15 protein-coding genes and 1 pseudogene are annotated in these 24,919 nt (G+C 61.7%); 7 read left to right on the top strand and 9 right to left on the bottom strand.

Annotation, left to right across the window (positions count from 1 at the left end; genetic code table 11):
• The first annotated feature begins 1 nt into the window (after position 1).
• From NVV72_00400 to NVV72_00385, 4 genes are read left to right on the top strand one after another with little or no spacing between them, the layout of a single operon-like run.
• Positions 2–1,432 carry a glycoside hydrolase family 125 protein gene (locus NVV72_00400; GenBank protein ID MCR6657858.1) on the top strand — a complete coding sequence of 477 codons (1,431 nt, stop codon included), beginning with the start codon at positions 2–4 and terminating at the stop codon, positions 1,430–1,432.
• Positions 1,429–3,720: a GH92 family glycosyl hydrolase gene (locus NVV72_00395; protein ID MCR6657857.1), complete on the top strand. Its 2,292-nt coding sequence runs from the start codon at positions 1,429–1,431 to the stop codon at positions 3,718–3,720. Before NVV72_00400 ends, NVV72_00395 begins: the two co-directional genes overlap by 4 nt.
• 10 nt (positions 3,721–3,730) lie before the next feature.
• Entirely contained in the window at positions 3,731–4,747 is a 1,017-nt protein-coding gene (locus tag NVV72_00390) for a N(4)-(beta-N-acetylglucosaminyl)-L-asparaginase (protein ID MCR6657856.1), read from the top strand.
• A gap of 6 nt (positions 4,748–4,753) precedes the next feature.
• Positions 4,754–7,036 (top strand): hypothetical protein, encoded by a 2,283-nt coding sequence (locus tag NVV72_00385; protein MCR6657855.1) that lies wholly within the window; start codon positions 4,754–4,756, stop codon positions 7,034–7,036.
• On the opposite strand, the gene NVV72_00380 is transcribed toward NVV72_00385, so the two are convergent.
• From NVV72_00380 to NVV72_00340, 9 genes are all read right to left on the bottom strand, one after another.
• Positions 7,025–8,533 (bottom strand): tryptophan 7-halogenase, encoded by a 1,509-nt coding sequence (locus NVV72_00380; GenBank protein ID MCR6657854.1) that lies wholly within the window; start codon positions 8,531–8,533, stop codon positions 7,025–7,027. The two genes, NVV72_00385 and NVV72_00380, sit on opposite strands and share 12 nt — an antisense overlap.
• A 26-nt stretch (positions 8,534–8,559) precedes the next feature.
• A complete protein-coding gene (locus NVV72_00375) occupies positions 8,560–12,888 on the bottom strand; it encodes an alpha-L-fucosidase (protein MCR6657853.1) in 4,329 nt (1,442 codons plus the stop codon).
• Between the two features lie 140 nt (positions 12,889–13,028).
• Positions 13,029–13,757 (bottom strand): GntR family transcriptional regulator, encoded by a 729-nt coding sequence (locus NVV72_00370; GenBank protein ID MCR6657852.1) that lies wholly within the window; start codon positions 13,755–13,757, stop codon positions 13,029–13,031.
• Between the two features lie 139 nt (positions 13,758–13,896).
• Complete coding sequence (locus NVV72_00365) at positions 13,897–14,646, bottom strand: GntR family transcriptional regulator (GenBank protein MCR6657851.1); 750 nt, start codon at positions 14,644–14,646, stop codon at positions 13,897–13,899.
• 24 nt (positions 14,647–14,670) lie between these two features.
• A complete protein-coding gene (locus NVV72_00360) occupies positions 14,671–15,441 on the bottom strand; it encodes a copper homeostasis protein CutC (protein ID MCR6657850.1) in 771 nt (256 codons plus the stop codon).
• Positions 15,438–16,352 carry an ATPase gene (locus NVV72_00355; protein ID MCR6657849.1) on the bottom strand — a complete coding sequence of 305 codons (915 nt, stop codon included), beginning with the start codon at positions 16,350–16,352 and terminating at the stop codon, positions 15,438–15,440. Before NVV72_00355 ends, NVV72_00360 begins: the two co-directional genes overlap by 4 nt.
• A 352-nt stretch (positions 16,353–16,704) precedes the next feature.
• Complete coding sequence (locus NVV72_00350; protein ID MCR6657848.1) at positions 16,705–18,906, bottom strand: EAL domain-containing protein; 2,202 nt, start codon at positions 18,904–18,906, stop codon at positions 16,705–16,707.
• Entirely contained in the window at positions 18,903–20,858 is a 1,956-nt protein-coding gene (locus tag NVV72_00345; GenBank protein ID MCR6657847.1) for an ATP-binding protein, read from the bottom strand. The genes NVV72_00350 and NVV72_00345 overlap by 4 nt, the downstream gene beginning before the upstream one ends.
• Positions 20,859–21,061: 203 nt before the next feature.
• Positions 21,062–22,006 (bottom strand): CHAD domain-containing protein, encoded by a 945-nt coding sequence (locus NVV72_00340; GenBank protein MCR6657846.1) that lies wholly within the window; start codon positions 22,004–22,006, stop codon positions 21,062–21,064.
• 234 nt (positions 22,007–22,240) lie between these two features.
• Between NVV72_00340 and NVV72_00335 the strand changes: the two are divergent.
• From NVV72_00335 to NVV72_00325, 3 genes and pseudogenes are all read left to right on the top strand, one after another.
• Positions 22,241–22,804, top strand: a pseudogene (locus tag NVV72_00335) (phosphoribosyltransferase family protein).
• Positions 22,794–24,149 (top strand): erythromycin esterase family protein, encoded by a 1,356-nt coding sequence (locus NVV72_00330; protein MCR6657845.1) that lies wholly within the window; start codon positions 22,794–22,796, stop codon positions 24,147–24,149. The pseudogene NVV72_00335 and the gene NVV72_00330 overlap by 11 nt, the downstream one beginning before the upstream one ends.
• Positions 24,150–24,160: 11 nt before the next feature.
• Entirely contained in the window at positions 24,161–24,832 is a 672-nt protein-coding gene (locus NVV72_00325; protein ID MCR6657844.1) for an alpha/beta fold hydrolase, read from the top strand.
• The last annotated feature ends 87 nt before the right edge of the window (positions 24,833–24,919 follow it).

The following is a 24,919-nucleotide window of genomic DNA, read 5'->3' as shown; positions in this document are numbered from 1 at the left end:
CATGGACCGGCGACACCTGCTTATGGGGATGACGGCCCTTGGTGCGCTTGCAGCGTCGCGCGCGTTTGCGGATATTCCCGTCATGTCACCGGAGGTCGCGTCGGGCACACGCCTGCCGGTGGGACAGCGAAAATTCACCAGTCCGGCGGTTGAGGCGGTGATCAAAAGGACCACCAGGGCATTGAAAGACCCGGAACTGGCGCGTTTGTTTACCAACGGCTATCCCAATACACTCGATACCACAGTCGAGATGGGAATGGTGGACGGCCAGCCTGATACTTTTGTCATTACCGGCGATATCAAGGCCCTGTGGCTGCGCGATTCCTCGGCCCAGGTTTCGCCCTACCTGCCGCTGGCGAAGACCGACCCGGCATTGAAGACCCTGTTCCAGGGGCTGATCCGGCGGCAGGCGCGCTGCATCCTGATCGACCCCTACGCCAACGCCTATATGCGCGATCCCAAGGCGATGACCGACCTGTCTTGGTCACAGACCGACGACACCGATATGAAACCCGGCGTGGCCGAACGCAAATGGGAGATCGACAGTCTGTGCTATCCGATCCGGCTGGCGCACGGTTATCTGGCGGCGACCAGTGACCTGACGCCATTCGATGACACCTGGCGCGCCGCCATGCGCACCATCGTCAAGACCTTCCGCGACCAGCAGCGGAAAGAGAACGACGGACCGTACAAATTCAACCGCACGGCCTCCGAGCCGACCGAGACCTTGGCGCATGGCTATGGCTGGCCGACAAAAGTCACCGGCATGATCCATTCCGGTTTCCGTCCGTCTGATGACGCCTGCATCTATCCGTATTTTATTCCCGGTAATGCCTTCGCGGTCGTTAGTCTGCGGCAACTGGCTGATATGGCGGAAAAAACAGGGCTGGGCGGGGATTTCAAGACCGAATGCCTGGCATTTGCCACCGAGGTCGAGACCGCCATGCACCAGTATGGCAAGATGAAGGACGCGGCCGGTCAGGATATCTGGGCCTATGAGGTCGATGGCTTTGGCAATGCGCTTTTTATGGATGACGCCAATGTGCCGAGTCTCCTGAGCCTGCCCTTCCTCGGCTTCTGCGCCAAGGACGATCCGCTTTATTTGCGCACCCGCGCGGCGGTCTTGAGCGCCCGCAATCCCTACTATTACGAGGGCAGGGTGCTGCGCGGCGTAGGTTCCCCGCATTCGGGCCTGAACACGGTCTGGCCGATCTCCCTGATGATCCAGGCCCTGACCAGCATAGACGATGCCGAAATCCGCGCCTGTCTGGGCGAACTGAAGGTCGCAGCCGCACCGCGCGGTTTCATGAACGAGTCGGTCGGCAAGGATGACGCGGCGATCTACACGCGCTCGTGGTTTGCCTGGGCCAACAGCCTGTTCGGCGAACTGATCCTGACACTGATGGCTGAAAAGCCGGAGCTTCTGACATGATCTCGCGTCGTCAGTTGATCGCCGGTTCGACCGCGCTTGGCCTGCTGCCGCAAACCGGTTTCGCGGCCACGGACTCGCTGTGCGACCATGTTGATCCGTTTATCGGCACGGGCGGCCACGGGCACACCTTTCCGGGTGCGACCGTGCCATTCGGTATGGTGCAACTCTCGCCGGATACCAGCAATCTGGGCTGGGATTCGTGCTCCGGCTATCATCAGGCCGACAGTTCGATCATGGGCTTTTCACACACCCACTTAAGCGGCACCGGCTGTCCGGACATGCTCGATATCCTGCTGGTGCCCGCCACCGGCGAGGTCAAACTCCAGCCGGGGCCGCTCGATAATCCCGATGCAGGCTACCGCTCGCGCTATGACCGGGCGACTGAGATTGCCACGCCCGGCTATTACAGCGTCAACCTGACCGACAGCCGCGTGAAAGCCGAACTGACGGCGACAACGCGCGCGGGGCTTCACCGCTATACCTTCCCGAAAGGCGAGGGCGGTCATATCCTGATCGACCTGGCACATGGCGCGATCAAATGGTGGGGTGACAAGGATCTGGTGCTCGACAATGTGTCGCTGAAGCTGGTCGGAAATGACACGGTGGTCGGCGGCCGTCAGGTCTTCCAGTGGGCGAAAGGGCGATGGCTATTCTTCGCACTCAAGCTGTCGCGGCCGTTCGCAAAGGCTGATCTTTTCAGCGACGACCAGCCCGCAGCGGGCAGCGAACTCACCGACAAAAACCTCAAGGCCGTCCTGCATTTTCCCGATGCCGGCGAGGCGCCGCTGCTGGTCAAGGTCGGGATTTCTTCGGTCGATATCGACGGCGCCCTGAAAAATCTCGACGCCGAACTGCCGGATTTCGATTTCGAACGCATTCGCGCCTCTGCCCGCACCGCCTGGGAAGCGGAGCTCGGCCGTGTCCGTGTCGATATGACCAGTGAAGCGGACAAGCGCATCTTCTACACGGCGCACTACCATACCCTGATGGCGCCGACGATCTTCCAGGATGTCGATGGCCGTTATCGCGGCATGGATAACGCAATTCATACGCTGGCACCCGGCGAGGCCAGCTATTCGACCTACAGCCTGTGGGATACCTACCGTTCGGTCCATCCGTTCTTTACGCTGAGCCAGGGCGAACGCATGCCCGGCATGATCGGCTCGTTGATCCGCATGGGCCAGCAAAGCCCGGACGGCGTCCCGATCTGGCCGCTGCAAGGGCGCGAGACCGACACCATGATCGGCTATCATGCCTCCGCCGTCATTGCCGAGGCGGCGGTCAAGGGTATCAAAGGGATCGATTACCGCGCCGGCTATGAGGTGCTGGCTAAGCGCGCCTTTGTCGATGATGTCCACGGCCTGGGGCTGTACCGCCAGATGGGCTATATTCCGGCGGACACGGTCGACGAGGCCGTCTCGCGCACGCTGGAATTCGCCTATGACGACTGGTGCGTCTCGAAACTGGCCCTGGTCATTGGTGAAAATGCGGCGGCAAAAACCCTGAAAAGCCGCTCACAGAATTATCGCAATGTCTTCGATACCTATATCGGTTTCGTGCGTGGCCGACAGGCCGATGGCCAGTGGGTCACGCCCTATAATCCGCAGTCGCTCGGTCACGACCAGACGAAATGGCGTGATTATACCGAGACAAATGGCTGGCAGGCCACCTTTCTGAACCAGCACGATATCTATAGCTATGCCGCCCTGTTTGGCGGGGAAAAAGCCTTTGAGACGAAGCTCGACGCCCTTTTCAGTACGCCGCCGGACCCGGCCCAGGAAAGCCTGGCCGATATTACTGGTCTGGTGGGGCAATATGCCCATGGCAATGAGCCGAGCCACCACGTCGCCTATCTCTATGCCTATACCGGCGCGCCGTGGAAAACACAGGCGCGCGTGCGCGAGTTGATGACGTCGATGTACCGCGACCAGCCGGATGGACTGGAAGGCAATGAAGATTGCGGCGCCATGAGCGCCTGGTATCTGATGAGCGCGCTGGGGCTGTATGCAGTTGATCCGGTCAGCGCCGCCTATGTCTTCGGCTCACCGCTTGTGAAGCGCGCTGAAGTCGCTCTCGGTGATGGCCGCCGCCTGATCATTGACGCGCCAAACAACAGCACCGAGAATATCTATGTCCAGGGCGTGCGCTGGAATGGCAAACCTTGGCACAAGAGCTGGATCAGCCATGCCGAGCTGATCCGCGGAGGACGGTTGACCTTCGAAATGAGCTCAAAGCCCAATAAAGCCTTCGGCACGGCCCTGGCCGCCAGACCCCCTTCCTTTGTTTAAGGCGTTTCCCATGCAAAATCGTCGTGATGTTTTCAAAACCACCCTGGCCCTGTCATCCCTGGCGGGACTCGCCGCCACGGGCGCGGGCGCGGCCTCAACCGGCACGCCGATCGTCGTCTCGACCTGGGATTTCGGCGTCGCTGCCAATTCAGCGGCATGGGACGTGCTGAAAACCGGCGGCCATGCGCTTGATGCGGTTGAGGCGGGCGCGCGCGTGCCGGAAGTCGACCTCAAGAACCATAGCGTGGGCCGCGCCGGCTATCCGGACCGCGATGGCCACGTCTCGCTCGACGCCAGCATCATGGACGAACAATGGCGCTGTGGTGCCGTAGCTGCGCTCGAACATATCGACCATCCCATCTCGGTGGCGCGTCTGGTCATGGAAAAGACGCCGCACGTCCTGTTGGTGGGGGAGGGCGCTTTGCAATTCGCCATCGAACAGGGCTTCAAGCCGCAGAAACTGCTGACGCCTGAATCCGAGGCCGCCTGGAAGGCGTGGCTAAAGGAGGCAAAATACGCGCCGGTCGCCAACAGCGAGATGTCGACTTATGGCCACGCCCCAGGCAGCAAGGTGCCGGGCGATGTCCATAATCACGATACGCTCGGTATGTTGGCGCTGGATGCGCAGGGGCGGCTTTGCGGCGCCTGCACCACTTCCGGCATGGCGTGGAAGCTGCGCGGCCGGGTAGGGGACAGTCCAATCATTGGTGCGGGGCTTTATGTCGATGGCGAAGTTGGCGGGGCTACCTCTACCGGTGTGGGTGAAGAGGTTATCCGTAATGCCGGCAGCTTCCTCGTCGTCGAACTGATGCGTCAGGGCCGTTCGCCGCAACAGGCGTGCGAGGAGGCGGTCATGCGGATCGTCAAGCGCCGTCCGGAGGCCGCAAAGACCTTGCAGGTCGGCTTCCTGGCACTGAACACCAAGGGAGAGGTTGGCGCCTTCGCCATCCAGCCGGGTTTCGTCTACGCGCAGTGTGATAGCAAGAGGACCGATCTGGTCGTTCCGTCGAAAAGCGTCTTTGCGTAGGCCACCATGCGGTGCCTGATCGTCGCCTTTGGACTGTTGCTGGCGTTTTCAGCGCGGGCGGATGAGCTGAGCGTCTTGACCTCACCCAGGGCGACACCGCAGGCGCTGACCGCCGTGGCGATGCTGCACGAGGAAGCGGAAAAGCGCGCCGGACTGGAGCTCGACGGTCAGACACTGGTGATTGCCCGGCGGAATGAAGTGGCCAGCCTGCTGCCTCCCAATGCGCGCGATATGTGGCGGCAAAGATTGAAAAGCCTTCCGCCCGAGACACGGGAGGCTTACACCATCGCGCATATCGGCCGCTTGCTCGTCGTGGCCGGTGACGACGACCGGGGTATCCTGTTCGGTATCGGCTACCTGCTGCGCAAGGGGGAGGCGGCGCACGACACCTATGCCGCGCCGCAGATGGCCTGGCGGGCGCACCAGATCGGTTACCGTTACAAGAACAATAGCTATGACGCCTTTACGCTCGATATGTTCGAGCAGCAGGTACGCGACCTAGCGGTCTTTGGCGCCAATGGCATCCAGTGGATCGCGCCGGTCTCGGATGACGCATCGGAAAGCCCGCTGTTTCACGAAAAGCCGCTCGACATGGCGGTCGCCGTCTCCGGACTGATGGCCAAATACGGGCTCGATTTCGATCTTTACTATCCGCAGATGGGCGATGATTACCGAAAGGCCAACACGCGCGCCGAAGAACTGGCGCGCTTCAAGGATCTGGTGAAGCGTCTGCCGAAGGTGGATGCGCTTTATGTGCCGGGCGGCGATCCGGGCCATACTGACCCCGATGTGCTGTTTCCGCTGGTCGAGGCCGAAGTCGCCATCCTGCATCGCTACCATCCGAAGGCGACGGTCTGGATATCCGGCCAGGGGTTTGATCAGGCGCAGTATGAGCGCTTTTATGCCCTGCTGGCGCAACAACCGAACTGGCTGACCGGCGTCTTCTTCGGGCCGCAGTCGCGCGATCCTCTACCGGTGCAGCGGGTCCGCATCCCCAGGCGTTACCCCATCCTGTTCTATCCGGATATTGCCCACACAATGCACGCCCAATTCCCGGTGCCGCAATGGGATCCGGCCTTCGCCCTGACCGAGGGCCGCGAGCCGGTCAATCCCCAGCCGCGCGCTCAGAGCCACATCATCCGCCACTTCCCGGGCGACTATGCCGGCTTCGTCACCTATTCCGAGGGGGTTAATGATGATGTCAACAAGATGCTATGGTCGGCGCTTGGCTGGAATACACAGGGCGATACTGATGAGATACTGGCTGACTATGCCCGTTACTTCATCGGCGATCCGCGCTTCGCTGAAGGGTTGAATGCGCTGGAGCATAACTGGGAGGGGCCGGTTGTGCTGAACGCATCCATTGCGCTGACGCTTGCGCTTTTCGATGATATGGCGCGCGATCATGTCGGTAACTGGCGCTTTGATATGGCGTATTACCGTGCCACCTATGATGCCTATGTGCAGGAGCGTTTGGCGGCTGAAACGACACGCGAAGCCGCGGCCTGTCAGGCGATTGGCGAAGGTGATATCCCTGCGGCGCGCGCGGCATTGGCCAGGTCGGATAGAGCCGATATTGCGGACCTGCGCGTCCGTCTGTTCGATCTGGCAGGCAGGCTTTATAAGGAAATCGGCCTGCAACTGAGTGTCAGCCTCTATGGTGCCTCCAGCATCGAGCGAGGCGCCAATCTCGACCGTGTGGATGTGTCACTGAACGACCGCGTCTGGCTGGAGAAGCAACTCAGTGACATACAAGCGCTGGATGGTACTCAAAAGGCGGCGCGGCTGGCGCAACTGGCGGCGGGAGACACTCCGCTTCCTGGTGGCTTCTACGATGATCTCGGCGATCCGCAAAATGAACCCCATTTGCTGCGGGGGGCGGGCTTTGACCGTGATCCGGAAATGTACAGCAGCGCCCTCGACGGCATAGCGGATATGACGCCTGACGATGGCTGGCGCACAGCCTGGGCGACCTATGCGGAAACCCTTTACGAACAACCGATCACCCTGCGCTATGACACGCTCGATCCAGCGGCACATTACCGGCTGAAGATCGTCTATGCCGGGGAGGGCTATGCCCTGCCTGTCAAACTCACCGCCAATGGCGAAATCCTGCATGATTTTACCGAACGCAAAACCAATCCCATGACGGTTGAACTGGATGTGCCGCAACGCCTGACGGCGGGTGGACAACTCACCCTCGAATGGACGCGTCCGGACGGCATGGGCGGCAGCGGGCGTGGCCATCAAGTCGCGCAGGTCTGGCTGTTCCCCGTTTTAGCGCAATGAGTCGAGAAACGCCTGATGTGTCGGCATGGAATGCGCGGCCTGATCGACGGCGGTCCGCATCCGTGAAAACTGCCTGGCAATTCTGTCCTCATCGATGATCTCCGCCAATGGATCATAGCCCTGCGGTTCGACATGCTGGCCCAGCATGACGGCCAGCCAGCTATTCGGCTGGAACAGCTCGCCCGGTGTCAGGACGATGCGCGCGGACGAACGGAAGTGATCGATGCGATAGCTCAAGCTCTCCGGCACCGGCATATCGCGGCAATAGCGCCAGAAGGCGGAATCATCGCGTTCGGTGGCCTTGTAGTGCAGGATGATGAAATCGCGGATCGACTCGTACTGGTTGGCCATGGCGCGGTTATACTGTTCGGCCAGCAGCGGGTCGAAGGTCTCGCCCGGCCAGAAATCGAGCAGTTTCACCAGGGCCGACTGAATCAGATGGATGCTGGTCGATTCCAGCGGCTCCAGAAACCCGCTGGAGAGGCCAATGGCCACAACATTGCGGTTCCAGCTCAGTTTGCGGCGGCCGGTGGTGAAGCGCAGGAACTTCGGATCGGCCAGGGCCTTGCCGTCAAGATGTTGCAGAAGCGTTTCCTCCGCCTCTTCCTTTGTCGTGTAATTCGAGCAGAAGACATGACCATTGCCGGTGCGGTGCTGGAGCGGGATGCGCCACTGCCAGCCGGCTTTATGGGCGGTGGAGCGCGTATAGGGCGTGACATCGCCTGTCTTTTCGCTGGGTACGAAAGCGGCGCTGTCGCATGGCAGGACGTCGCTCCAGTCGTCGAAGCCGCTGTGCAGCGTCTTTTCGATCAGCAGGGCGGAAAGCCCCGAACAGTCGATGAAGAAGTCGCCGCTGACGGTCTGGCCGCTTTCCAGGGTCAGGGTCTCGACAAAGCCGGTTTCGGCGTTTTGTGAAATATGCCTGATCCTGCCTTCGATGCGCCTGACACCATTACCCTCGGCATGACGGCGCAGGAAAGCCGCATAGAGGCTGGCGTCGAAATGATAGGCGTAACTCAGGGTGGAGAGCAGTGAATCGTCGCGCGGCGGTGTGGCGAAATGGTTCAGCTTCGCCGCGGCGGCATTCAGCGAATAGTCCTCGAAGGACTCACTTTCGCCGGCGAGCCGCCGCCGGGTGAGGAACTGATGAAAGGCGGTGCGCCCGATCGGATCGCCGATCTGACCGAATGGATGGAAATAGCGCGTGCCCAACCGTCCCCAGTTGACGAATTCGATACCCAGCTTGAAACTGGCCTGGGTCTGGCGAACGAAATCGCGCTCATGGATTTCTAGCAAACGATTGAAGCGCTTGATGGCCGGAATGGTGGCTTCGCCCACGCCGATGGTGCCGATCTCCTCGGATTCCACCAGGGTGATATCGCCCAGCTTGCCCTGCGTGATCTTCGCCAGCAAGGCGGCCGACATCCAGCCGGCGGTGCCGCCGCCGACGATCACCACCTGCCGCCGCCGGGTGGTTACAGGCGTTTGGCCCTCCATATAGTTCTCCCCGGAATAAGGTTTTGTCAGGTCGCCCAGTCATAGGTGAGCGTTGCGGCATTCCCAGGCCGTCCGTCGCCGGCACAGGGAACGAGTTTCAGGCGTGTGCGTCTGGCGCTGCCGCGCGTCAGGCTTTCGACATAGTAGGCGTCGCCGGCGATCCGGCCCAGCCATGATTGTGTCCGGCCGGTTTCGGCGAACAGGTCATAATGACGGACAGCCGGATCGAATGTCCAGTTCAGGCGCAGTTCCACGGACTGGCCATCCACGGCAATCCGGCTTTTTTCGATCCGGAAGCCTTCGGGTTGGCGCGGAACAGGCGCGGGCTGACCGGTCAGGGACAGTTCGCCGAGATGCAGGCTGAAAGGACTTGCGCCCTTGTCAGCGTCTATTCCGAGGGAAATAGCCGCCAGGGTGCGGCCGGCATAGGCGCGCAAAGGTGTCTTCCAGCGTCGCCAGCCGGCAGAGCTACCCTTCACGGCGATCCATTCTGTCACCTCCGGCGCATCCTCAAATACAAGGCCGACCGAAAGCCGGCCGCCAGCGCCGCCTTTCAGAACCAAACCAAGCCCCGTATCGGTGCTTACGGGCAGTTTTGTCTTGTAGAGACGCACCTCAGTGGCATTCTCAGCCGTCAGCGGGCCTGAAACTTTCAGCGAGGCGCCGCCATCCCAGGCGTCTTCGAAATCGTAATCCACCGCCAGCAGGCCGGCGGCATCGTGGTCGCGGTCGAAGGCGCCATGCAGGGGCTTCGTCCACCAGGTCCAGGTCGGCAGCACGTCCTGGATGCCGAGATTGAACCACGGCAGGGACGAGACCTCAACGCCCTCGCGGAAGAAGCGATCGCCTTCGCCGGTATTGAAGCGGGTGACGAAGGGCAGGGTGCCGATCACCGAGCGCTCTGCAATGAAGTTGGCGACACCATAGGTGATCGGCAGACGCAACTGGTCTGTCGGCTTACCCGGTGCCTCGTAGTCGGTATAGATTTTACGGACCTCCGGCGGACCGTAGATAGCCGCCTGCTCGTTGCTGGGCGTATTGTTGCGCGCCGGGTTGCCGGACTGGCCAGACCAGAAGCGGTCATGCAGGCGATACCACGAAGCACGCGTGCGGTTTGGATCGGTCAGATCGGCCAGGTCTTCCTTATCCTGGGCCGACAGGCTGGTGGTAGCCTTTAGCTGATCGAGACGGGCGCGGCGCATCTTGCGCAGGCCGTCCTCGGCGCTGTAGACCTGAAGGCCGCCGAGCGCCTTTTCACCGCTGTTGGGCGAGATGACCGTGGGTGCAATGAGACCGAGATAACCGGGGCCGGGGTACAGTTGCAGGCCATAATAGACCTGCATCGGGTCATAGGTCTGACCGAGATCGGCCGGCAGGGGCAGGGCCTCCAGCGGCAAGCCGGAGCAGCAGCCGCGCGTCAGGCCGTAATGGCTCCAGCCCTGGTCGATCATCATCGAATTGGCGCGCGGCGCATCGGCTTCGCGCGGGCTGCCATCGACATGTGGCGAGCCTGGCCAGACGGCGCGGGCATCGGTATAGCCGTTATAATACTGGATGTGGAAGTCGCTCAGCCCCTGTTTGGCGGCCTCCACCTGCATCAGGCCGATCAGATCCTGAACCGCGCGGGCGTCTTCGGGCGTATAGCTCTCGAAATTGACGAAATAGCCATCAAAGCCAAAATATTTGGCCAGCGCGACCAGCTTGACCGCCACGGCTTCGCGCGGCAGGTCTGAGCCATCGAACATGCGCTTGTCGGGCTGGAACATGGTGCCGAGAATCCGCGCCCCATTGCGGTGGACGGCATCGCTGAGCGCCGGATTGGGCACAAGACCGGTCGTGTTCCACGCCACCACGACATCCTGATATTGCCAGGCGCGCTCGACATGGACGCGGCTCCGCGCGCCGGTCTGGTAACGCGTGCGGTTGAGGTCTTCGTCGGGGCCGGAGAGCGTCAGGTAGGCCGCCAGAAGCGTGCCGCCGGGCACTTCGGGTTTCAGCTCGGGATGGGCCTGTGTGGCGGCAAAAGGCTTGACGCGGTCGGCGCGCTTCACTTTTGAACGGAAGAAGGGGGCATTGGGGTTGGTGGCCGGGTCATAAGCCTTGAAGGCATCCCAGGCATCGCCGCCGGTCAGCGGGTAGGCCGGGGCAATATTGCCCGCGGCGAAGCTCAACGCCGCCGGAATGAAGGCCGCGGCGGAAGCGGCGGTGGTCAGGGTCAAGAACTGACGACGGGAGGCGAAGGCGGACATGATCTGACTCTGAATTAGCGTGTAATGATACCGAAACCGGCAAAAACGATGACAGGCTTGTCCTGCACGGCGCGCGGCAGGCGCAGGCGCAGGAAGCGCCCCGCATGAGGCACATCGAAACGAGATCTTCTGTTCCGAGCGGCTGGCGGCGATATTGGAGAATTCCCCGCTGGCTACCGGCGCCCCCCAGTCCTGGCCGTCGGCGCTCAGCCAGATTTCGTAACCGGCGGGCGGCCCCATGCGCGCAACGGCCTCGACGCCCAGCGAAATATCCTGCGGCGCCGGTTTCAGGGTGAAGCCAGTAAGCGCGTAAGGCTTCCCAAGATCAAGTACGGCCTCAAGCGGCTGGCCTGCCGGTCCGGTGACAGGGGCGCCGGTCAGCAGACTTCCTGGTTTGTCGCCATTGCTGGACACAACCTGCCAGCCCGCCGGGGAGACGTCAAAGGCGCGGGTAATCGCCGCGCTCATCACGTCGGTAGCGGAGCGTCGGGTAATCGCCCTGACCGTACCGCCGTCCGGCAGTGCAAACGGCGCTGTGTACAGAGGTGAGGCCGCGCCGGGCTCAGTGCCATCGAGCGTATAGCGTACTTCCAGACCCTCGGCCGGACTCCTGAGCATGATCATGCCTTTTTCATCCCGGCGGATACCGGGTTCTTCCAGAATATCCGGCAGGCGGAACAGACCGACATTGCGGATAACGGGGGCGGCGGTCGCACTGATAATGCGCAGACGCACGGATTTTGTCGTCACCGGCTGATCGAGGCGGATCAGACGCTCGAAGCCGATGGCGGTATGGCGAGCGATCTCGGTCCAGCCATCTGCATTGCGAACATCGACGGCAAAGTCATCGACGCGTACACCTTTGGTAATGTCTTCCGCCAGGCGGATGACATCGAAGGTCGTGGCCTTGGGCAAGTCGAGTTGCAGCCAGGCGCCGGCGCGATCGCTGGAGCGGGCCGCCCAGGCGGCGGTCTGCGACAGGGCATTCTTCGGCGCATAGGCGCGGCCCCGGTCACTGGAGGCCGTAACCGTGGCCCCATCCGCCAGATTGGTGGCGAAACCGTGGTCACGCAGGGCCTTCCAGGCTTTCAGCGCTGCCACGTCCTCATCCGGAATCCGGCCGCGGCGGTCAGGGGCTATATTCAGCAGTAGATTGGCGCCGCGCCCAACTGAAACAAACCACAGGTTCAGCAGGTTGGCCGGGGTGCGCGGCGCTTCGTCGGCGTGCCAGAACCAGCCCGGACGGATGGAAACATCGACCTCGGCCGGGTTCCAGATCGGCCCGCCGCGCACACCGGCATTGGCCTTTCCCAGGCTGTAGGGCGTGGTGTAGTCCCAGGTCGGCCAGCAGGGATCGCCGGCTATGCCTTCCTCATTGCCGACCCAGCGCACATCCATGTCGGAATCAGCGAACATGACGGCATTTGGCTGGTTTTTGCGGACGATTTCGCGGACCTTATCCCATTGATAATAGGTGTGGCCGTCGATCTTGCGGCGTTCGCGCGCGCCGCCATAATAGCCATCGCCGCCATTGGCGCCGTCAAACCACACCTCGATCAGCGGGCCGTATTGCGTTGTCAGTTCCTCAAGCTGGTTGTGGTAATATTCGACATAGGCCGGACGGCCGTATTCGGCATGATTTCGGTCCCAGGGCGAGAGATAAAGGCCGAATTCCAGGCCATGCCTGCGGCAGGCGGCGGCCATTTCGCCAACAATATCGCCATGGCCGTCCTTGTAGGGGCTGTATTTGACTGAGTGTTCGGTATAGCGACTGGGCCACAGGCAGAAGCCGTCATGGTGCTTGGCGGTCAGGATGATCGCCTTCAGGCCGCCGGCTTTGGCGCTTTCAACAATCTGGTCGGCGCTGAAATCGGTGGGGTTGAACAGCGAAACGGATTCGTCGCCATAGCCCCATTCCCGGTCGGTAAAGGTATTGATGGTGAAGTGGACGAAGGCATAGGTCTGGCGTTTATGCCAGGCCAACTGGCGCGGTGCGGGCGTGGCACCATAGGGTGCGGGGCCTGACATAGCATGAGCGGCCACTGGGCTAAAGGCCAGGGTGGCGCCGCCACCTATGAAAAGCTGTCGCCGGTCGATCGCAGTCATGCCGCTTCCTTCTGTATGCCGTCAGAAGGTGGGCCGCCGTCCGCCTTCGTCAGATATTTGTCATGACAACTCTATATCCGCAGGTCTGAATGGCAATGGTAAAAATCGTTTTCCTGATAAAAATATCAGGACCGGCAATATCAGGGATTATGACTGAGTTCCGACATCAGGTCGTAGGCGTCGCCGCGATAATAGGACTGCGTAAATTCGGCGGGGCGGCCATCAGCCAGGAACCCGCGCCGTTCGATCAGCAGGCCGGGGGCGCCGGTCGGGATGTCCAGGAGTTTTGCCTGCTCGGCATTGAAGGCGACGGCGCGCAGGCGTTGCAGAGCACGGATCGGACGCGTGCCGTAAGCTTCAAGGGCCGCGTAAAGGGAGTCCTCGACGGAATCGAGCGAGGGCAGGCAGTCCGCCGGCACGGTGGCGTAATCCAGTCCCATGGAAGATCCGTCAGCGAAGCGCATCCGGTTGAAGCGATAGACCAGGGTGCCGGGAGACAGGCCCAGGGAAAGTGCCTCTTCCGGATTGACCGTGCCGGAGGTTTTGGAGAGCCACTTGCTGCTGGGGGTGCGTCCGCGCGAGATCATGTCCTCCGTGAAGGAGGTCATCTTGGAGTAGCTTTTTTCGACACGGGTAGCCACAAAGGTGCCGGCGCCCTGACGTCGCGTCAGCAGGCCCTCGTAGACCAGGCCATCCACCGCCTTGCGCACGGTGATGCGGGACACATTGAATTCCTCGGCCAGTTCGCGCTCCGTCGGGATGGCGTCGTTGGGCGACAGCCGGCGGCTGGTTATCGACTCTCTCAGAGCATTCTGCAGTTGCAGATAAAGGCTTTCCGATTTCGCCGTGGCCTGGTTTCCTGAAGCCATACTGTCCGTCATTCCCCCGATATTGCGCTTCCATGTACTTGTAATGACAAGCTTGTAATTGCCATTTTTTATATATGGTATTGGTATTGTTGCGTCAATTCAATCCTGACGCGCGCGATAACGGCATAGTAAAGCAAAATCAGGCCGGCAAAAGCTGCGGGACCACCACTTCCGCCACCAGGTCCGACACATCGCCGCGATACCAGGCGCGGGTCAGTTCGCCGGTGCGACCATCGCCCAGGAAGCCGCGCCGTTCGACATAAAGACCCGGCGCGCCGGCCTCGACCCCCAGGCTTTCGGCCTCCGCCGGCTCCAGCGCCACGGCGCGCAGGCGCTGCAGGGCGCGCACCACCGGATTGCCGGCTTTTTGAAGCGCGGTATAAAGAGTTTCATCATCGGTGAGATCGCCCAGCAGGCAATAGATCGGGATGGCGGACATCTCGATGGCGACCGGCATGTCATCGGCATAGCGCAGGCGTTTCAGGCGATGAACGCGCGCGCCCGGCGCCAGGCCCAGTTGCATGGATTCATCGGCCGTGACCACATCGGTTTCGCGCCCGATCCAGGTGCTGCGGGTGGTGCGGCCACCGGACAGCATGTCCTCGCTGAAGGCAGGCAGGCCGGAAAAATGGCGTTCTTCGCGCGGTGCCACGAAGGTGCCGGCCCCGCGGCGGCGGATCAGCAGGCCCTCGCGCTGGAGGTCATTGAGCGCCTTGCGCACCGTAATGCGCGAAATGTCGTAGCGCTCCGCCAGTTCACGCTCGGTCGGCAGGGGCTCGCTCTGGCTCAGGGAGCCATCCATGATGGCGTCGCGCAGGATGCGTTCAAGCTGGATGTAAAGCGGGCCGTGATGCGCGGTGAGCGCAGGTATGACAGAGAAAAACGACATCTTATCAGCTCCTCGGAAACCGGCTTACCTTGCCCCGACCGTGTTATCGGCGTCCTGCGACAGGGCCTGGCGTAATTGCGTGACCAGTGTGACATCCGTGCGACGATGGCCTTGTACGGCGAAGCCAAAGCGGACGGTATCCCCCGTCGCCTGCGTGTCGACGAGACTGCACGAGCCATGAACCGCTGGCACACCGGTCCGCCGCAGGATTTCGCCGACCGTGCGGTAGCTGACTCCGACACCGGCCATGATCTCGATCGGATTGCCGGGTTCGCTGCGGACGGCCTGAACCAGCCGGGCGATGACCTCGGTGCCTTCTATGGCGGACATCGCGCAGCCGGAGGTCAGGATTGAATTGATGCCGAGCGAACGCGCGAGCGCCAGCGCGGCCAGCGGGTCAGGCACCAGGTCGAAGCTGCGATGCAGGGTCACCTTAAGGCCGGCGGCCTTCGCATAGGCCGTCAGTTCCGCCAGGGCGGCGGCGTCCAGTTCGCCGTTTTCCAGATTGGCGCCCAGCACCACACCTTCCAGACCGATATCGGCCACGGCATCGATATCGTGGCGCATCATGGCCAGTTCGGCGGCGCTGTAGGTGAAATCGCCCTGGCGCGGGCGGATCATGACCCGTGTCGGGCAATCAAGTTCGGCCGCCAGACGCATCATGCCGAGACTCGGGGTCAGGCCGCCTATCCCTAAGCTGGCGCACAGCTCGATGCGGTCGGCGCCACAGGTCGCGGCGATGTCCAGCCCATCGGCCGTATCCACGCATATTTCGAGCAGAACAGGGCCGGTCATGCCGCACCACCTGCCCGCAGGGTGATCGAGGCGCCGTCCCCTTGGCGCGCCATCAGGATCGCGCCATCGAGCACGTCCATGCGGGCGTCGGTGAGGTGTGCGTGCGTAGCGTCGGAAAGCCACGGCGAGATGTGCGGCGCCAGCCCGCCGACCAGGCAGATCCGGGGCGCACCGACAGCGACAAGATGGGCGATATAATGGTCGATGTCAGCGGCCAACTGGCGCACCAGCCGTGTGGCCACCGCGTCCGCCTGCCGGGCATAGTCAAATACGAAGGGCGAGAGCGCACCATAGTCAGCAGGGCGCGCGCGTTCCGACCAGTCAATGATGTCTGAAGTAGCGCCGAAACGGGCGATCATGGCCTCGGTGAAGGGCGTGCGCTGGGCCAGGCCGTCATTCGCTTCGAGGGCGGCCCGAATGGCGTCACGGCCAAGCGCCGCCGCGGATCCCTTTTCGCTCAACAGAAAACCCCAGCCCCCGACCGGATAGCCCCGGCCATTCACTATGGCATAACCCGAACTGCCTGTCCCGGCGATCTGAATGGCGCCATCTTCGCCGGCAAAGGCGCCAAGGCAGGCCACATGACAATCCGCCGCGGCGCAGATCTGGCCGAACTCGACCGGCGCTGCCTCCTTAGTGCGCACGCAATCCGCCGGTGTCACTATGCCGGCCAGTCCGAGACCAAGGGAGGTCCGGGGCAGGATGTCGCGGGTCAGGCCGGCGGCAGTCAGGGCAGCGTCAATGGCGGCCATGATGTTTCCCCAGGCCACATCGAGGCCCAGGCGGATATTGGCCGGCCCGCTTTCACCCTCGCCCAGGGTGCGGCCGTGGTCGTCCTGAAGCCTGGCCCGGCATCGCGTTCCGCCACCATCGATTCCAATGTAATAATTCGGACGAAATATATATGTCATCACAGTGTTTTAGAACGATTTCAGCGTGTTGTGTCTGGCGGGGTTAGGCCGAGGCGGAAAGGCGCATCTGAGATGCGTTTTGGCGCACATTAATGCTTACCAATTTGCATGTTGTCATATCAAATAATAGAAATTGAGCTGATTTGTCTATAAAAACATTATCGAATGTGAAAATGAATGTCGCTGTTTGTCTCTAAGGTGCTGTTTTAAATCGTATCTTTATGGCGGATAACACCAATTTAAGTCATGGCTGACCGGAGCAGGCGCGCGAGCCTGCCTGAACGCGTCATCTTGAGCACTGGCGCCATTTGGCAACCGGCGATCCGGGGGACTGCGGGATATGGGGCTGCCGTCAGCGGGTGCCAGATTTTTTCTGTGGCAGGGTGGCGTCGCCATCCGCCTGCATCTGGCGCAAAAGATCCTCGACCTGGGCGACTTCTACAGGGCGGCTGAACAGATAGCCCTGAATTTCCGCGCAGTGGGCACGGCGCAGGTGTTCGAGCTGATCGGTCGTTTCCACGCCCTCGGCCACGCAATCGAGATTAAGGTCACGCGCCAGCCCAAGGATGCTGTGGACGATGGCGGCCGTGCTGTGGTCGTTCACGATGTCGCGCACGAAAGAGCGGTCTATCTTGATCCGGTCGAGCGGAAAGCGCCGCAGATACCCCGGGGACGACCAGCCTGTGCCGAAATCATCCAGCGACAGATTGACGCCCATGGCCTTCAGTTCTTCCATGACCCTGACGGTCACTTCGGTATCATCGAGCGTCAGGCTTTCGGTCAGTTCGAGTTCAAGCCATTCCGGGGCCAGGCCCGATTCATCCAGCGCGTCGCGGACCGCCCGGACGATATCCCCGCGATAGAACTGCTGGGCGGACAGGTTGACCGCAACCCGGACCTTTGGCAGGCCTTGGGCCTGCCAGGCGGCGTTCTGCAGGCAGGCGGTACGCAGCACCCAGCGGCCGACCTCGACCATGCGCCCGTGTTCTTCCAGCAAGGGGATGAACAGGGCTGGCTGGATAAGCCCCTCGGTCGGGTGATGCCAGCGCAGAAGCGCCTCCAGGCCCGTTATGGTGGAATCGCTGACCGATACCTGCGGCTGGTAATAAAGGGCGAATTCGCCCCGTTCGCAGGCGCCGTAAAGATCATTCGACAAGGTATGCCAGCGTTCGGCCGCCATGGTCAGGTCGCTGGTGAACAGGCGGTAGGTGCCGCGGCCGTTCTTCTTGGCCTGGTACATGGCGGTATCTGCGGCCTGGAGGAGGGCGGAGGGGCTGTCACCGTCGGCGGGGTACATGCTGATGCCGATACTGGTGCCGATACGAAGCGTGTGGCTGCCGAAATGGAAGTCCGGCTCCAGGGCCGCCTGGATGCGCTGCGCCAGGATCTCGGCATCGGCGCTGCCGGACAGGTCTTCGGCCGCGATAACAAATTCATCTCCGCCCAGACGCGCCGGGGTATCGCTGTCGCGCAGGACACTGCGCAGCCGCTTCGACACCTCTTCAAGCAGGGCGTCACCGACGAAATGCCCCAGGCTGTCATTGATGTGTTTGAAATGATCGAGATCGAGCAGCAGCAAACCGACCTGCGTGTGGTCGCGGCGCGCCCGCGCAATGCCATGGCTGAGGCGATCCATCAGGAGGGTGCGGTTGGGCAGGCCTGTCAGGGCGTCATGCATGGCGAGGTAGCGGATACGCGCTTCTGCCTCTTTTCGCGCCTTGACGTCGCGCAGGGTGCATTGGGCCAGTAACCTGTGGCCGACGCGATAGGTGGTGCAGAGCACCTCGACACTGACTGTCGTCCCGTCCGGGCGCTCCCAGGTCCATTCGGCCCATTTCATTTCACCGCTCTGCCGCAGCGTGTCGACGATCGTGCGGGCATCGCCGACGGCCGCGAAAATGGGCAGGTCGTCGAGATAGCGGCCGCGCACCTCGTCAAGCGGCATGGGCAGGATATGGGCGCATTGCGCGTTGAGATCGTGGACGGTGCGGGCATCGCAATCGATGACCAGTATGCCGTCGCCGGCAGTTTCAAAGAGGCGGCGGTGCCGCAGTTCTGAGTCGCGCAGGGAGGCTTCCACAAGGTGGCGCGCCTCAACCTCAGCCTGGAGCGACATCTTCTGTTCCAGAAGCTCGACGCGCGCCTTGCGAAGGGCGATATGCGTCCGGACGCGGGCGATCAGTTCCTCGATCTGGAACGGCTTGGTGACATAGTCAACGCCGCCGGCCGCAAAGGCCGATACCTTGCTGTCGACATCGGTCAGGGCGGTCATGAAAATGACCGGTATGTCGCGGGTCTGCGCGTCGGCCTTCAGCCTGCGGCAGGTCTCGAAACCATCCATGCCCGGCATCATGACATCGAGCAGGATAAGATCAGGCTGGGCATAGCGCAGCCGGTCGAGCGCTTCCTGGCCGCCCAGGGCCACGAGAACCTCGTAACCACGGGCTTCCAGGTGATCGACCAGCAGGCCCAGGTTGGCCGGGGTGTCGTCAACGACCAGGATCTGGGGCAGGGCGGGGGATGCGTCCTGACCGGGCGTGAGCAAATGGGTCATGCGGCATCTCTTTCTTTCGCGGCGTCTTCGATCAGGCGTAAAACGGCCGGGGACTGATAGGCGGCGGCCAGGGAATCGAGCCGTTCCGCAAAGCCGCGATATTCAGGCCCGGCCGCGATGATTTCCGGCACCGCCTTGCGGATGGCGCGCAGATTGCCCGCGCGGGCCAGGAAAAGCAGGTGGTCCAGTTGCGGGCCGAAGGGGGCCACCAGATGGGAGGCGTCTTCGGTCTCCGGCAGCGGAGGTTTGTTGTCATCTGGTACGTCAGCCACGGTATCCGGGGCCTCAAGCCTGGCCATTTCCTCATCGGCATGGCCAAACGGCGCCTCGACAATGAAGCGGCTGCCGCTGCCGATCCCGCTTTCCACGCGGATATCGCCGCCCATCATCTGGACGATATGATAGGTGATGCTGAGCCCAAGCCCGGTGCCACCGCTTTTGTCGATGGCGTTGCCGGCCTGCTCGAAGGGCTGGAAAATCCGCTGGAGCTGGTCCGGGTTGATGCCGACACCGGTATCCGCAACGCAGAAGCGCAGGCCGGTGTCGTCCGTCGCGGAGGCGACGCAGGAAACCTCAAGGCGAACTTCGCCGGATGGCGTGAACTTGATGGCGTTGCCCAGCAGATTGATCAGCACCTGACGGATACGCTTCTGGTCCGCCACCACCAGGCGGGGTACGTCGTCGGCGATGTTGACCGTAAACAGCAGGCCCTTTTCTTCCGCCCGCAGACGAACCATCTGCGCCACATTGAGGACGCACTGACGGATATCGAAGACGCCCGGCAACAGTTCAAGCCGGCCGGCCTCCACCTTGGCGATATCCAGAATGTCGGTGATCATCGTCAAAAGATGCTCGCCGCTGTGTTCGATCGTCTGGAGGGCAGCCAGATCGCGCTCGCTTACCTTGGTAGTCTTCAGCAACTGGGCATAGCCCAGGATCGCATTGAGCGGCGTGCGCAATTCATGGCTCATATTGGCGAGAAACTGCGACTTGGCCGAACTGGCGGCTTCGGCGGCCGCGCGGGCCTCGGCCAGAACGCGGCTTTCCTCGGCCTGCTGGCGCTGGCGCGCTTCATAGAGCCGCCGCACCCCCAGGAAGCGAAAGACGAGAAAACCGCCGGTCAGGACCAGCCAGACGCCCAGAATGATGAGATACCACTGATCGGTGGACAGCGAGACACCGTGGAACTCCAGGGAAGTGACTTTTACGTCAAAGCGTCCATGCGGTGTCTGGCTTCCCGACGAAAAGGCGAGGGACACAATGTCATCCATGTCGATGCCGGCCTCGTCCGCCGAGACACCGTGACTGGTGAGCCACCATTGTTCGACGGCGAACTGCTCCGCGTTCAGGTGGATTTCGTTTACGCCTTGCGTGACGGGGAACTCGGCGACGAAGGGCATGGTCTCGCCAGGCTTGACCTTGCTGCCGAGCGTCGCCGGCGCCGTACTTTGCAGCAACAGGCGCAGATGATCACCGACGCCATGATAGGTCAACCGAATCGTGACATTCTTGTACTTTGAAAAGTCGATCCCCTTGCCCTTGCCGGGGGCTTCGAATTGCAGGCCGTAGCCGCAATAGACGAATGTCGCGCCCTCGCGCAGATCACAGCTCCAGGTCAGCGGTTTGGTCGTATCGTGATCGATGGTGGAATTGCCGCCATCATCCTTGTCGCCATAGACAAAGGGATAATACTGACCAACCCGTGATGTGAGGTCGAGGTGCCGGCTGGTTATGGCCTTCTGGCCAAGGACCGCGGCGAAGGTCAGGGCAATCAGCAGGAATATCGCCGCCTCGACCTTGAGATTGCTGTAATGGAGCCAGCTACGGCGGGGTGTCTGGCGGGCAGACACCGAAGCGAGCGGGGCGTCTTCCAGCAGATTATGCGCCACAAGCGTGGGGGCGGTGTCATTGGCAAGCTTAACGCCTGGTGTACTGTTGTAACGCTTATGCAAACTGCACTCTCATACTTTGGGCGACCATTTATATTTTTATGTCCTCCCTGTCGCCGGAGGTATGTATGATGATTACACGGAATGCTTATTAATCGGTTTCTGCCGGGAAATATTTATACTGCCGGCAATTATAGCGGATGATTTGTGCGGATATTGATTATTTAATGCGGTATCTGGACACTTTATCGAACCAAGCGCGCGGGTCAGTGCAGATGAGCCGCCGGTGTCTTGGGCGTCCGGCCCCGGCCTGCCGGGACAACCGGTTGCTCAGGCGGCATCTGGCGCCAGGCTTTCCAGTGGCGGTTCACATCCATGGCGAAGTCATCCGCCGACCGGGCATAAAGCGCGTGTCCCAGCCGGAGGGCCTCATTGCGCAGCTTGCGGCGCTGACGTCTGGCTGCGGTGAGCAGACGGTCCGCCGGGCTGCCCTCAGGGACCGGCCGGATCTGCTTCAGCCGTTTCCGGAGGAGGGTAAGATCCTGAATATGGCCCAGTATCTGGGCCAGGTGCCGGGCATCATCCTCGGTGCCGTCCATCGGCTTCGGCCAGATCGTGTTCAGGTCATGTAACTGATATTCCAGCACCTTTATTTGTTTGCGCCATTCGTGCAGATTGATGCCTGACGGGTCTCGCACCACATTGGCGAAGGCGTTGCGGTTGCGCCTGTAGGTGCGCCGCATGGCTTTGGTGAGGTCGGACTTTTTGATTTTCAGCGCGTCCAGGTGAAGGGCCGTCCGTCTCGCCTGAGTATTGTTGCGCACCGTTGCCAGGGCATCGTCACAACCGGTGGGGAGCGGGGAAGTCGTCAGGATTTCGCGCAAACCGTCCATTTCACCGACGTCGAACTCGGTCGCCCCGATTTCATTCAGATAGGCAAGGACTTCGGATATGACTTCGTTATCGCGGAAGGCGCGCAGGCTTTTCGCACTATCCCTGAAGAGGGTATTGGCCTTGTCGAACGTAAGGCGGTCGAGTGATCCCCGGACCAGGCGCAGACAGGCGCGGATCTTCTTGGTGCCTGCTCTTACCGTATGCACGGTCGAGGTTTCACCGGGTTCAGCGTCTGGCGCCATCAGGAGATTGATTTCCTGATGCAGAAGGTGGTCGATGGTGGTCGAGAGCGCTGTGTGTTCCGTCTTCCGTGTCATGGCTGTTGCCCGTAAATCCGCTGAAGAGACCCTGTTTTTACCTCACGGCGCCGCCATCCCATTTGATTGGGGTCAAAGCCGCCCCGTCCGTTCTTCCGCACACTCTGACAGCTCTGTTCCAGGAGTGTGAACCATGATTTGTTTTCCCGATCGTGAAGCGGCGGGGCGCCAGTTGGCCGCCGTTCTGAAACCCAGACTAAACAAGCCGGATTCGCTCGTCCTGGCGTTGCCGCGGGGGGCGTGCCCGTGGCGTTCGAGGTCGCGCGCCTTTTGCACCTGCCGCTCGATCTCATGCTGGTGCGCAAACTTGGTGTACCGGGGCATGAGGAACTGGCCATGGGCGCCATCGCCGACGGCGGGGTTGAAGTCATCAATGATGACATTGTGAGAAGCCTGAACATAGGTAAGCCCGCAATAGCCGCGGTTGCAGAACGCGAACGGGCCGAACTCCAACGCCGCAGCCATGTATACCGCCAGGGGCGGTCGGTGCCGGAACTGAAAAACCGGACGGTGATTTTGGTCGATGACGGGTGCGCCACAGGCGCTACGATGGAAGCGGCCATTCAGGCGGCGCGCCGGCGTGGGGCGGCATGGATTATCGCCGCCGCGCCCGTGGCTTCCGATTCGGCCTTCGCCATGATGGGCCGTATGGCTGACGAGGCGGTTTGCGTCTCTGTGCCGGAGCCCTTCTATGGTGTTGGCCGGTTTTACACGGATTTCGGACAGACGGACGACAGTGAGGTCATGAACCTGCTGACCCTGGCGGCTGAGACAAAAGGGCAGTCCCATGTCTCATGACGCCGCCCGCCACCTGACGCGGCTTGTCGCCAGCCAGGCGGTCGCCCTTAAGCGAAATTCCGGCGATTATGACGCCGTGCGTGGCCTGATCGGGAACGCGCGGTTTGTGCTGATCGGCGAGGCGACCCACGGCAGTGATGAATTTTATCGCTTCCGCGCCGGGCTGACACGGCGGCTTATAGAGCAGGATGGTTTCTCGGCCGTGGCGGTCGAAGGCGACTGGCCCGATTGTTACCGGGTGAACCGCTTCGTGCGCGGTGACGAAAGGATCAGCACGGCTGAGGACGCCCTGTCGGATTTCAAGCGCTTCCCGGCCTGGATGTGGCGCAATGAGGTCGTCGCTGAATTCGTGGACTGGCTGAGGGCACACAATGCCGGCAAGCCAGCGGAAAAGCGGGCCGGTTTCTATGGCCTTGACCTCTATAGCCTATACGCCTCCATCCAGGCGGTGATCACCTATCTCGATGAGGTCGATCCGCCCGCCGCCCGCCAGGCGCGGGCATATTATGCCTGCTTCGATCATGGCCACAAACTGGCTCGAAACCCGCAGCAATACGGTTATTCGACCGTTTTTGGCATCAGCGAGAGCTGTGAGCGTCACGCCGTCGATACCCTGGTCAGCCTGCGTCGGAATGCCGCACAATATCTGGCGGCGGACGGATTCGACGCCGCCGAGGATTATTTCTCCGCCGACCGCAACGCCCGGACCGTCGTTGACGCCGAGACCTATTACCGGGCCATGTTCCGCGGGCGCGTTTCATCGTGGAACCTGCGCGACCGGCACATGGCGGAAACGCTTGACGCCCTGATGGAACATCTGGAGCGGCAGACCGGGGCGCCGGCGAAGATCGTCGTCTGGGCGCACAATTCGCATGTCGGGGATGCAAGGGCCACCGAAATGGGGGCGGGCGGCGAGTTCAATATCGGCCAGCTCGTGCGCGAGGCCCATGGCAAGGCGGCTTTCCTGCTTGGCTTTTCCACCTGTTCCGGCGAGGTGACGGCCGCGTCCCGATGGGATGGCCCCGCCGAACGCAAGGCCGTGCGCCGGGCCTTGCCGCAAAGCTACGAGGCCCTCTTCCATGACAGCGGATTACCGAATTTTCTCCTGTCGCTGAAGGGCAGCGAGGCTCTGAACCTGCGCCTGGACATCAGCCGGCTTCAGCGCGCCATCGGCGTCCTCTACCTGCCGGAGACGGAACGGCAGAGCCATTACTTCTTCTCAAAACTGCCGGAGCAGTTCGACGCCATCATCCATTTTGACCAGACGCACGCCTTGCGTCCCCTGGAGCCTTCGGCGCCATGGCACGAGGGCGAAGTCTTTGAAACCTACCCCAGCGGTTTTTGAGGGCATTCATCATGATACCGCATACTCATCTTGCCGAAGCGCTTTCCATCCCTGTCGTCGTGCCTGCGGGCGATATGAGCCTTGCGGGAGACCTGACCGTTCCGGAGGACGCGAAGGGGCTGGTCGTCTTCGCCCACGGCAGCGGTTCAAGCCGCAGGAGCGTGCGTAACCGGCGCGTGGCGAAAACATTGAACGACCGGGGCACGGCGACCCTGCTGATCGATCTTCTGACCAGCGGGGAGGAAGAGATCGACCAGCAGACCCGCCAGTATCGGTTCGATATACCGCTGCTGGCCGACCGGCTTGTTGACATTGCGCACTGGGTGGTTGAGCAGCCGGCGCTTGCCGCGCTTCATCTGGGGTATTTCGGTGCGAGCACCGGCGGTGGCGCGGCTTTGATTGCGGCGGCGCGCCAGCCTGACCGTATCGGCGCGGTCGTTTCACGCGGCGGCCGGCCGGATCTGGCGGCGGCTTTTCTGGATAAGGTCAAGGCGCCGGTGCTGCTGATTGTCGGTGGCAATGATCCTCAGGTGCTTGAGTGGAACGAGCAGGCCCTGCGCGGCCTGAATGCCCGGTCTAAACTGTTGGTCGTGCCCGGCGCCACGCACCTGTTTGAAGAGCCCGGATGCCTCGAAAGCGTGGCGAATCAGGCTGCGGACTGGTTCAAAAGGTATTTGGGTTAGAGGTTTTACGGTGGTGTGGGGGGAGGGATTTATACGTCTTATATGCGCCATTTTAGGCGGGACTGATTGATGATAGTCTTGGTAAAC

The organism is Asticcacaulis sp. (genome assembly GCA_024707255.1).
GTDB lineage: Bacteria > Pseudomonadota > Alphaproteobacteria > Caulobacterales > Caulobacteraceae > Asticcacaulis.
This window is presented reverse-complemented; position numbering and strand designations above follow the sequence as displayed.